The organism is Candidatus Cloacimonadota bacterium, from assembly GCA_021734245.1.
In the GTDB taxonomy this organism is placed as follows: domain Bacteria; phylum Cloacimonadota; class Cloacimonadia; order Cloacimonadales; family TCS61; genus B137-G9.
In genome coordinates this window covers 1-11266 of record JAIPJH010000100.1, presented here as the reverse complement: position 1 = coordinate 11266, position 11266 = coordinate 1, and the positions used below count along the sequence as shown (strand labels likewise).

General features: G+C 33.1%; 7 protein-coding genes. 4 read left to right on the top strand and 3 right to left on the bottom strand.

Features of this window, described 5'->3' with window-relative positions; all coding sequences use genetic code 11:
* Positions 1 to 737 precede the first annotated feature (737 nt).
* The 4 genes from K9N40_11850 to K9N40_11835 are packed head-to-tail and all read left to right on the top strand — an operon-like array spanning position 738 to position 5187.
* A complete protein-coding gene (locus K9N40_11850) occupies positions 738 to 1283 on the top strand; it encodes a GtrA family protein (GenBank protein MCF7815161.1) in 546 nt (181 codons plus the stop codon).
* Positions 1283 to 2782, top strand: a complete 1500-nt coding sequence (locus K9N40_11845) for an NAD(P)/FAD-dependent oxidoreductase (GenBank protein ID MCF7815160.1) — start codon at positions 1283 to 1285, stop codon at positions 2780 to 2782. The genes K9N40_11850 and K9N40_11845 overlap by 1 nt, the downstream gene beginning before the upstream one ends.
* Positions 2769 to 3902 (top strand): DUF2029 domain-containing protein, encoded by a 1134-nt coding sequence (locus tag K9N40_11840; GenBank protein ID MCF7815159.1) that lies wholly within the window; start codon positions 2769 to 2771, stop codon positions 3900 to 3902. The genes K9N40_11845 and K9N40_11840 overlap by 14 nt, the downstream gene beginning before the upstream one ends.
* Positions 3895 to 5187, top strand: coding sequence for a glycosyltransferase 87 family protein (locus tag K9N40_11835; GenBank protein ID MCF7815158.1), 1293 nt, complete (start codon positions 3895 to 3897; stop codon positions 5185 to 5187). The genes K9N40_11840 and K9N40_11835 overlap by 8 nt, the downstream gene beginning before the upstream one ends.
* On the opposite strand, the gene K9N40_11830 is transcribed toward K9N40_11835, so the two are convergent.
* From K9N40_11830 to K9N40_11820, 3 genes are read right to left on the bottom strand one after another with little or no spacing between them, the layout of a single operon-like run.
* Positions 5184 to 6590 (bottom strand): sigma-54 dependent transcriptional regulator, encoded by a 1407-nt coding sequence (locus K9N40_11830; protein ID MCF7815157.1) that lies wholly within the window; start codon positions 6588 to 6590, stop codon positions 5184 to 5186. The genes K9N40_11835 and K9N40_11830 overlap by 4 nt on opposite strands.
* Before the next feature lie 14 nt (positions 6591 to 6604).
* A complete protein-coding gene (locus tag K9N40_11825) occupies positions 6605 to 8710 on the bottom strand; it encodes a GHKL domain-containing protein (GenBank protein MCF7815156.1) in 2106 nt (701 codons plus the stop codon).
* A gap of 7 nt (positions 8711 to 8717) precedes the next feature.
* Complete coding sequence (locus tag K9N40_11820; protein MCF7815155.1) at positions 8718 to 11036, bottom strand: response regulator; 2319 nt, start codon at positions 11034 to 11036, stop codon at positions 8718 to 8720.
* Positions 11037 to 11266 lie beyond the last annotated feature (230 nt).

Genomic DNA, 11266 nt, shown 5'->3' with positions numbered 1-11266 from the left:
TTTAGAAACAAAATACCGATTATAAAAAATCTGCCTGAATCTGTCTGGATCAATAAACCCGAAAATATCGAAAAGAAGGTGAAATAATTATGAACAAAATTAAACTACTAAAGTGTCCAGAAATGCTTGACACGTTCCGCTGCCACTGCAATACCCACAATAATTACACTCAATACGATCAAAAGAATTTGTTGTGTTCCCATTCTTACCCTCCTATTAGGTTTTTTGTTTTTTTTATCTTCACAACTATTTGTTTATACTTACCGCAAATTGTATGCCAGATAAATTTTACACAAATATTTTAACACTTGATCCAAGTACAAAGCTAATAATAAGGCTGCTTTATAGCAAGGAAAAAATTTTAATAAGCAAAGAAAGGTTGAAATTCACAAATCCACTTATGTTGTGTTCTGGTTACAAATAAATTTTCCGTGTAATAAATTCATTACACTATTGCTTCATGCATCTCTCGAAAAATTTGGAATGTATAAATCTAATCTATTGTAATAAATGAAATTGTTGCTATTTTACCCGCCCAAAACCTTATCCAGCCAAGCCCACGAATTCATTCGTGGGAATCTTGATACCAGAAATATACCGGACAACGGTTTCAACCGTTTGCACAAATAAAAAACCATTGAAATGGTTACTATAAAAGGCTTTGTTTGCTTTTCTCATAAATAACCCAGTGTAATTGAATTGATTTCACAGGTTAAAAATTCATGGGCTTGAAAAAAATGAAATTATTGTGTTTTTGTTGTTGCTTACTGGAAAATAAATATTTTTCGGGGGATGCGTGCACTATTACTTCGCTTGACAATTTAACTTCAATACAAAGAAGTAGAATCATAAAAAAAATAGGAGCGGGAAATTTGAAACCAGAATTTTGGAAAAGAAACGATAATATTAAAATCCAGTTTTTTCGATACGTTATTGTTGGTGGACTTGCTTTTATTATTGATTACATATCATTGTATTTGTTAACTGAATTTTTAAATATTTATTATTTACTTTCAGCAGCGATAAGCTTTATAATGGGTTTGATAGTTAATTATATTATCAGCATAAAATGGGTATTTCAAACATCTGAACAAAAATCTCGTATTCAATTTTTTGTATATGGACTTATTGGTGTTATTGGATTGGGCTTGAATGAATTGATCATCTGGCTTTTAACTGATAAAGCAGATTTGTTTTATATGCACTCCAAGTTGGTTGCAGCCGTAATTGTTTTATTGTGGAATTTTTTAGCCCGAAGAAAATTGATGATGAGAGAGAAATAATGCAGCAGGAAATAGCAATAATCATTGGTGCAGGCCCTGCTGGACTGACTGCAGCTCTTGAATTGATAAGAAACACTGATGTCAAACCAATTATTCTGGAAGCTACAAATTCAATAGGTGGAATATCGAAGACTGTTAACTTCAAGGGAAATCGCATCGATATTGGAGGACATCGATTCTTTTCTAAAAGCGATGTAGTAATGAACTGGTGGCAGCAGATCTTACCGATCGCAGAAAATGAAAAACAGGAAGAGGTACTACTAAAAAGAAACAGACTTTCCAGAATTTTATTTTTAAGAAAATTTTTCAATTATCCCATTTCTTTGAACATTGATACAATAAAAAACTTAGGTTTTAAAAGATTATTTAAAATTACTTTTGATTATCTATACATTCGTATATTTCCAATAAAAAAGGAAAAGAACCTGGAAGATTTTTTCATTAATCGTTTTGGAAATGAACTCTACAAAACTTTTTTTAGAGATTATACAGAAAAGGTCTGGGGAATTTCCTGCGATAAAATTAAGCCGGAATGGGGCGCACAAAGAATTAAAGGACTTTCTATAACGTCTGCTATAAAACATTCACTGAAAAAGATGTTTTCTAAAGATAAAAGCATCTCACAGAAAAAAACAGAAACCAGTTTGATAGAGCAGTTCTTGTATCCAAAATATGGTCCGGGACAGCTTTGGGAAAAAGTAGCTGAAATGATCACAGAAAAAGGTGGAAAAATTCATCTCAATGAAAAAGTTGTGAATATCGAAAACGGCAAAGAAGTCATCGAAGGAGTTCTGGCAGAAAAAGCCGGAGTTTTGAAAGAATACAAATGCGATTATTTGATTTCCACGATGCCTGTTAAAGATCTGATCTATGGAATGATCAATCACATTCCTCATGAAGTTCGAGAGATTGCAGAAAAATTAGTTTATCGTGATTTTATTACTGTCGGGCTACTTCTAAAAAAAATGAAAGTAAAGAATAAAACCAGATTCAAAACCAGAAACGATCTCATTCCGGACAATTGGATCTACATTCAGGAACCAGATGTAAAACTGGGCAGACTTCAGATTTTCAATAACTGGAGCCCATACATGGTCAAAGATCCCGATACCGTTTGGGTAGGATTGGAATATTTCTGTAATGAAGGTGACGATCTCTGGAGCAAAACTGATGAAGAATTTGCCGAATTTGCCGTGCAGGAATTCATTAAAATTGGAATGATCGATGAAGATGATGTGATAGATAAAACAGTTATCCGCATGCCCAAAACTTATCCCGCTTATTTTGGCTCTTACGATCAATTTGATGTGATACGCAATTTCACTGATGCAATTCCAAATCTCTTTCTGATCGGCAGAAATGGAATGCATCGCTACAACAACCAGGATCACTCCATGCTTACAGCAATGGAAGCTGTGAAAAATATTAAAGAAGAAATCACTAAGAAAGACAACATTTGGAACGTAAACGCAGAACAGGAATATCATGAAGAGAAATGAATATGAACTGTTGTTAAATTTATTATTGATATTTGCTGTATTTTTATCAATTACTGGTTTTTTTACCGATATTTCTAATACAGCAAAATTTGGAGGAGTCGATCTGCGAAATCGAGTTGTGGGAGCAAGATTGCTAACAAGAGATTTAGACCCATATCATTATAAATGGCAAAAAGGTGAATCTCAGTTGCTTCTTGATCCAAGAGATAATCCCAATTGGAATGTAAATAGGGTAACAGTTCCACCAACAGTTCTAATTCTTCATTCAGCATTATCATGGCTTGATTATAAAACTCAGAGATATTTATGGCTATTTATTCAATGGATTTTATTTTTAGGTAGCTTATTCCTTTTCAGTCTTAGTTCAAGTTCAAAAGTAAATTCTAAATTGATATGGATTTGCGGACTTTTTTTTGTCGGAACTAGCTTTTATTGGCGTTTACATGTGGAACGAGGACAGATTTATATATTATACACGTTTTTAATTGCATTATCCTATTGGGTTTATCATCAAAGAAAATGGGGAAATCTCATTTTAAGTGGCTTTATTATAGGAATCACTTCACTTCTGCGACCACCTGTAATATTGATTAATTTACCGTTTCTTATAAAAAAAAGATGGAAGTTTGTTCTCGGTAATATCATGGGGGTTATTGTTAGCTTTCTTTCTACACTTTTGATTTTACCTTTTAACACATGGTTAAATTATTTCAGTGCGATGAAAGTGCATGGTTTAATTCATACAACAGAATTAGAATCAGCAATTGGACAATATCCCTTTGAGAACATTGAAGGCATTACAAATCTTTGGATTGTACCCAATATTCCCATAACAGATACTTCAATTCAAGGATTAATGCTTAACCTATTTGGTGTGGTGATTCCAGCTGAGATATTGTGGATAATTTTATTACTCATCATTTGTTTTTGTATTTACTTATTGCATTTGATACGATCTAAAAGCTTTACAATTCTATTTCTTGTTGGTTCAATATTGATCTTCATAAGTGAAATTTTTATTCCTGCTGCAAGATATACTTATAATAATGTGTTAATCTTAATCCCATTATGTCTATTAATAATTGATTCAAAGAAATTCCTGGTGGTTAGTGATGACTAATTATTTCAAATATTTCTTTTTACTATTGCTTATCTATTCGATCGTTATCGCATTTATCGGAATCAGTTGCGACACTTTTTATACAATAAAATATGGTGGAATCGATCTGCGAAATCGGGTGGTTGGAGCGCGCGTGTGGCTGGATGGCAGAGATCCGTATTTTACGAAATGGGATGAAAATACACCCGACTATTTTCTGGATGGCAGAGATTATTTTTACGATCTTCCCGTAAGCAGATGCACCGTAACGCCGTCTTTTCTGATGCTGCATCTACCACTTGCATCGATAAATTATAAAACACAGCAGTACATTTGGTTTATTTTGCAGGAGCTAATGCTGCTGACGACAATTTATATATTAGCTTTTTTGGCAAAAAACAAGTTCAAACTCGTTTTAATCATTGGGTTCCTTTTCCAGTTCGGAGCTTATTTCTGGCGCTTTCACGTGGCAAATGGTCAAATTTATGTCCTGTTTTTGTTCATGATTACTTTGGCTTATTTATTTGTAAAATCCAATCTGAAATACAGTTCTTTTTGGGCAGGGTTGATTTTGGGAATTACAGCAACCTGGCGACCTCCGCTATTAATTATGGGAATACCATTTCTTATTTTTAAAAAATGGAAACTGATCTCAGGTGGATTTTGTGGAATTGTATTAGGATTTGTATCATCCTTATTTATCAATGGCATCGATATTTGGAGAAGCTATTTTGCTGCAATGAAGATCGTCGAACAATTTCATTTGGGATTAATTGATTTTAAACTGCTCGTTCATGATCATTTTAATAATGTAGAAGGTGTGACAAATTCATTCTTCTCGGCAGATGTTCCCGGTTTGGATGCTTCCATTCAAGGTTTTTTATTCAATCAATTTGAAACCGTTGTTCATTCCAGATATCTCTGGTCTGCTTTGTTTATAATCACTATTGGTTTATCGATCTATCTTCTAAAAAAGCGTAATGAGAATAAAAGTTGGGAGATAATATTTTTCTGGGGCGTTACATTATTATTTTTAAGTGAATTCTTTTTACCTGCAGCAAGGCTTTCTTATAATAATGTTCTCTGGCTATTACCGATTAGTTTATTGATCATCGAAACAAATGATCCCACCAAATTAATTGATTCTCCCTTAATTTTATTTATTTTGGGAATTTTACTGAATTATCTTTATAACTTGCATATTCTAACCATTATATTTGCAGATTTTACAATATTGTTCTACTTGATATTCATGTGGTTCAAAATTGATAGAGTAAATTTGGGAACTCCAGCCAAGGTCAGTTAATTCCTATTTCGAAAATCGTTTGGATCGATATCGTATTTTTTAAATTTATCATAGAGATTGGGGCGTTTGATCTTAGAGAAATTGGCAACCTTGGTCACATCACCATCAAACATTTTTAACATTCTTTCTACATATTGTTTTTCGAAAGATTCTTTTGCTTTAGCAAAGGTGAGATTGTCATATTTTCTTTTGTAGAATTTTCTATCATCAGTTTGAAAAATGTGAGAAGGAAGGTCTTCCAGGATCAGCGTGTCGTGCATACAAAGTGCAACGGCATGTTCTATCACATTTTTTAGTTCACGCACATTACCATTCCAATCCCTAGTCAATAACAAATTCATTACCTGATCCGAAATTTTAAGTTCTTTTTTCTTATATTTTTTTCCAAAATCCTGAACGAATTCATTGGCAAGCAGCTTAATATCTTCCATTCTTTCTCTTAAGGGTGGAATATTGATTCCAATTACATTTAATCTGTAATATAGATCTTCCCGGAAATTCCCTTTTTGCACTTCTTTGAGAATATCCAAATTTGAAGCAGCAATAATACGAACATCTACGAAATCATCGCTTTCTCCGCCCACTTTTCGAATTGTTCCTTTTTCTAAAGCACGAAGCAATTTAATTTGGAAAGCAGTCGAAGTTTCGGTAATTTCATCTAGGAATAAAGTTCCCCCGTCTGCTTCTTTGAAATAACCCTCTTTCTCTTTGACAGCTCCTGTAAAAGCACCTCTTGTATGGCCAAAAAGCATACTTTCCAGAAGGGTTTCGGGAATACTACCACAATTTACTACCACGAATTTCTCGTGTTTTCTATTGCTGTTTTTATAGATCAATTCTGCAAAAAGTTCTTTTCCAACTCCAGTTTCTCCGGTAATTAGAACTGTAGTATCCAAAGGGGCTATTTTCTTTATCTTTTCCATTATTTGTTGGATGGGAAGACTATTCCCAACAATATGACAACGATCAAATTCGCTATCCAAAATGGAACGTAATCTCTCTATCTCTTCCGTTTGCCATTTGGAACGCAAAATATTCTGAATTTTTAATTTAATTATCTCTAAATCTTCAACTGGTTTTTCAATGAATTCTTCTGCTCCGAGTTTCATGGCTTGAACCGCCATTTCGATGGAGGCTTTTCCACTAATTACAACTACTGAGGTCTGCGGCCATTTTTGTTTAATTTTTTTCAGCAGTTCCAGGCCATCTTCTCCCGGCATCACCAGATCAGTTAAGGCGATATGAAAAGATTGATTTTTAAGTTTTTCTAAAGCCAGATATGCTGATTCTACAGTTTCTACATGATAATCTTCTGCCAGATGACGGCTGAATATTTCGAGAGTGTCTGGTTCATCGTCAACGATTAGAATTTTGGGATTTCTGGGTAACTTCAGTTTATTCATTGATATTCCTAAATTTAGTTTTCCATTTCATCAAAAATGGGTAATTTAATTATGAATTTTGTACCTTTTCCTAACTCGGATTCAACTTTTATTGATCCGCCTTGCTTTTCAATAACTTGCTTTGTAATTGCCAAACCTAACCCAAAGCCAGCTCTTTCATGATCATGTTTTGTGGTGAAATACGCTTCAAATATCTTTTCTAAATTTTGTTTTGGAATGCCTTCACCAGTATCTTCAACTTCAATAATAATGTCATCTAGGATCTTTCTCGTTCGAAGGAATAACCTTTTATCGTTGCTGTCTTTCATAGCATCAAAAGCATTGTTAAAAATATTTGCTAAACACAAACTTAAATCTCCAAAATTTGCAGTAATTTTTGGAAGGTCTTCTTCAAGGTCTTTTTCCAAAATTACAAAATGTTTATAGAACAAATTATGATTGCAAAGTTCCAATTCCTGCAGGATAACTTCGTTGATATCAATTGGATGAACCATAGAAGCATTACTTTTCTTAACTCTATCAAGAAGTCCTTTAACGATTCTTGCAGCTGATTTGCCAGCATTCAGGATCTTATCGATATCTTTTAGCTCAGGATTTTTTTTGGAAACAAGTTGTGAATAACCTACGATGGAATTCAGAGGAGAGTTCAGATTGTGAACAATTCCCTCCACATTTCTACCAATTTCAGCAAGTTTGTTGCTTTTGATGAGCTCTATTTCCAAAGCTTCTTTTGCCTGAATAGCTTTAGTTTCAGAAGTAATGTCGGTAATACTTCCAAAAAACCTTAACGGGTTGTCATTTTTTTCTGCCCGAATATGCAAAATAACATATTTATTTTGATCTTTTATTGGTTGGACTTTTAACGTGTGAAAAATATTATTTCCTGCTAATACTTTGAATTTCAATTTTTCTTTTAATCCCAGAAGTTTACTGAGTCCCATTCCAATAACATTATTAATTTTATTTCTTTCAACTATCTTTAAGAAACTGGGATTACACAAAATAATGTTGAATTCAGCATCTAACCAGAAAATTCCAGTTTCGATATTATCGATGATCATTTTATATTCGTTCAAAGTTTTACTATGATTGGAAATGGCAATATTCATTATATTGAACGAATTGACCATCTCGCCCAGAATTCCAGTATATTTCTTTTCAAATTCTCCCAGATCAGATGGGTTGGATGCGATTTCTTTCATTTTCTTGTTCAAATTCTTAACTGGCAGCAAGATAGCACGACTGAACCAATTTCCCAATAATGATAACATGATAAGGGAAATTGCGATAAGAATTAGAATGAAGAGTAGAACACTTTGCTGGACAAAACTATTTACGAAGCGTTGATAAGAAACAATAAAAAGCCCGGTAAGATTATCTTCCATATCCTCAAAGAGAAGAATACCAATGGCATAATCTCGATTTAATCTAAAAATACCAGATGACTTATTTGTTTCCAATAAATCATTAGTAATTGTCTTTATATTTTCGGTCATATTTTCCAGTTCAGGTAGCAAGTTCAGATTAAGTTTTTTCTCAAAAGTAAGAAGTTCAGTTCTCTGTGTATTTCTGAAGCTGAATTGATCTTTATTCAATCTTTTCGAGGTTATACATATTCCCACCATTTCACTCAGGTCTTCTGTTAAACATGGTGAGAAAGCGATTATATAAAGTTTGCGATCTAAAGCAGCAACAAATGAGCCCGAAACATTTTGAGATGCTTTTCTAAATATTTGGGGTAGGTAAATATCGATCAAATCCCATTGAGTTCCATACCAGATATTTCGATCTCTATTACTTATGACAAGATTATCTAGGTTTTCGATTAGTGATTGGTTTATTTTTTCTACATCTTGATCATGCACAGCTTTTATAATATTATCATCCTTGGAAAATGTTGTTACAGCATCTTCCAGGGTCAGTTTTTCAGCAGTCATACCAATATTAAATTCGGTAATGTAATTGTTAATATTTATTTCCTCGTACTGAGATATGCCAAATTGAGCTAACTGCCATTCAAAAATCAGTAAGATAATAATAAGTAGGAAGGTGAAGAAAAAGTAAGATATTATGATCCTTTTTTCAAGATCTTGACTTTGTTTTCCTAAAAGTCTATTCATAAATTTGTTATCTCTTATCTAATTCTGTTCGAACTTTTTCTACTAATGCTTCAAAAGAAAAGGGTTTCTGCAAAAATGCAGCTTCAGATTTTTCGATATCAGATCTTATTTTATCATTTTCGGTATGACCGGAAACGAAAATTATTTTAATGTCGGGGTATATTTGTTTAATTCCTGTAGCCAATTCTGGTCCTGTCATTTTTGGCATTCTAATATCCGAAAGCAGAAGCTGGATATTATTTTCATAATTTTGAGCTAAACGCAAACCTTCTTCACCGTTTGAAGCTTCTAAAACATTGTAGCCATATTCTTTCAAAATGGAAGCAACAAAATCTCTGATCGCTTCTTCATCTTCCACCAGCAGAATTGTTTCTGACCCTCTAGTAAGTTCAGTTTCTTGATCTGATTCTTTGTTAGAATCATTAAGTTCTGTTTCTGTAGCTTCAGCAGAAGGTAAATAAATCTGGAATGTAGTTCCTTTTTCCAATTTAGTTTCGATTTCTATGTGTCCATTATTTTGTTTTACAATACCAAAAACCGTCGCTAAACCTAATCCAGTTCCTTTCCCTAATTCTTTCGTAGTGAAAAAAGGTTCGAATATTTTTTCAAGATTTTCTGGGGCAATTCCACTGCCATTATCTTGAACAGAAATAACTTCATAATTTCCAGCTTTTTCTAATTCCAATTTTTTTGCAGTAATATCATCCAAATACTCTTTCTTTGTTTTTACGATGATCTTACCACCATTTTGCATTGCATCTTTTGCGTTAACTATCAAATTTATAAGCACTTGTTCTACTTGATTTGCATCAGCATTTATCAGGCTTTTTTCTTCAGAAAAATTCATTTGGAGCGAAATGTCATTTCCGATCAAACGTAAAAGTATTCTGTTTAAATTAGAGATAATTTGATTCACATCAATTAACTTTTTCTCAATTATCTGCTTTCTTGAAAATCCTAATAATTGTTTGGTCAAAGCTGCAGCTTTAAGACCACAATCTTTGATCACTTCGATATCTTTCAAGGCACTGTCAGAAGGTAGCAATTTCTTGATGGCAACATCGGCATAACCATTTATAGCTGTTAGTAAGTTGTTGAAATCATGAGCAATACCACCGGCAAGATTTCCAAGAACTTCCATTTTTTGTGATTGATGAAGTTGTTCTCGTATTTTTTCTTTTTCTATTTCTGCTTTTTTTCGTTGGGTAGTATCTTTACCCACTGCCTGGAATTCAATGAATTCATTATCGTCATTAAATATTGCCCGGAAAGTCCATTCCAGATACAATTTTTCGGTTTTGTGATCTTGAAACCAGAATTCTATTGTAGAATAAGGATTTTCTACATTTAGATTTTCAAGGAGTTTATTTATTTTCTTAATTTCCTGTTCAGGAAAATAATCGTTCCAGCCGGATCCGATCAGATCCACAAGATCGCTGTTCATCAAACGACAAAAAGCCATATTCACAAAAGTAATTAATTTATTGCTATCGAACCTGCAGATAAACTCGGTCTGATCTTCTACAATTGCACGATATCGTGAACGGCTCTTTTTCAAAGCTTCTTCAGCTTTTTTTAGATTGGAATTGTCCACAATGACACCAGTTATATAGTTTCCCTCTTTCGAGTTTTTAATCTCGATCAGACGATCTTCAACCCAGACATAATAACCATCGGAATGTTTAACTTTATACCAAATTGTCAGCATTCCCTGCCGATCGTTTTTATTCCAATTCTCAATTTTTTCATAAATTATCTGTTTATCTTCAGGATGGATAAGATCAAGCAAAGCCTGTTTATTATTAATTACTTCCTGATCTGTATATCCTAGTAAATCATTAACATTGTCTGAAATAAATTGCCGTTTCTTTCCATATTCATATAAGATGATATTTGGAACATTGTTGAAAACGGTAGATAAACGCATTTGAGTTTTTTGGATTTCGCTTTCCAGTTTATAACGATAAAAAGCCATCTCGATTGTAGCGTAAAGTTCTCTTTCTTCAAACGGTTTTATAAGATAACCATAAGGTTCAGTAATTTTTGCTTGAGACAAAATATCTTCATTTGCATAGGCAGTGAGGTAAATTATCGGAACGTTGAATTCTTCATGAATTTTTTTTGCGGTTTGGATCCCATTAAGTTTACCAGCCAGCATAATATCCATCAGAATTAGATCTGGAGCAAGTTTATGGTAATTTTGCAGAGCATCTTCACCTTTTGAAAAGATATCCAGAACTTCATAATTATGTGACGATAAAGTGCTTTTAATATCTTCCGCTATTATTCGTTCATCTTCTACTAAAATAATTCGCTTTTTCTTCATTCACAACCTGCCTTTGTTCTTCATATCACATAACTTCAATATTTTAATTTGAATTCCGCAAGGTCAATTGTTTTTTACTTTAATCATTAAATTTTGTTATCGGAACGTGTCAAGCATTTCTGGACACTTTAGTAGTTTAATTTTGTTCATAATTACTTCACTTTCTTTTCGATATTTTCGGGTTTATTGATCCAGACAGATTCAGGCAGATTTTTTATAATCGGTATTTT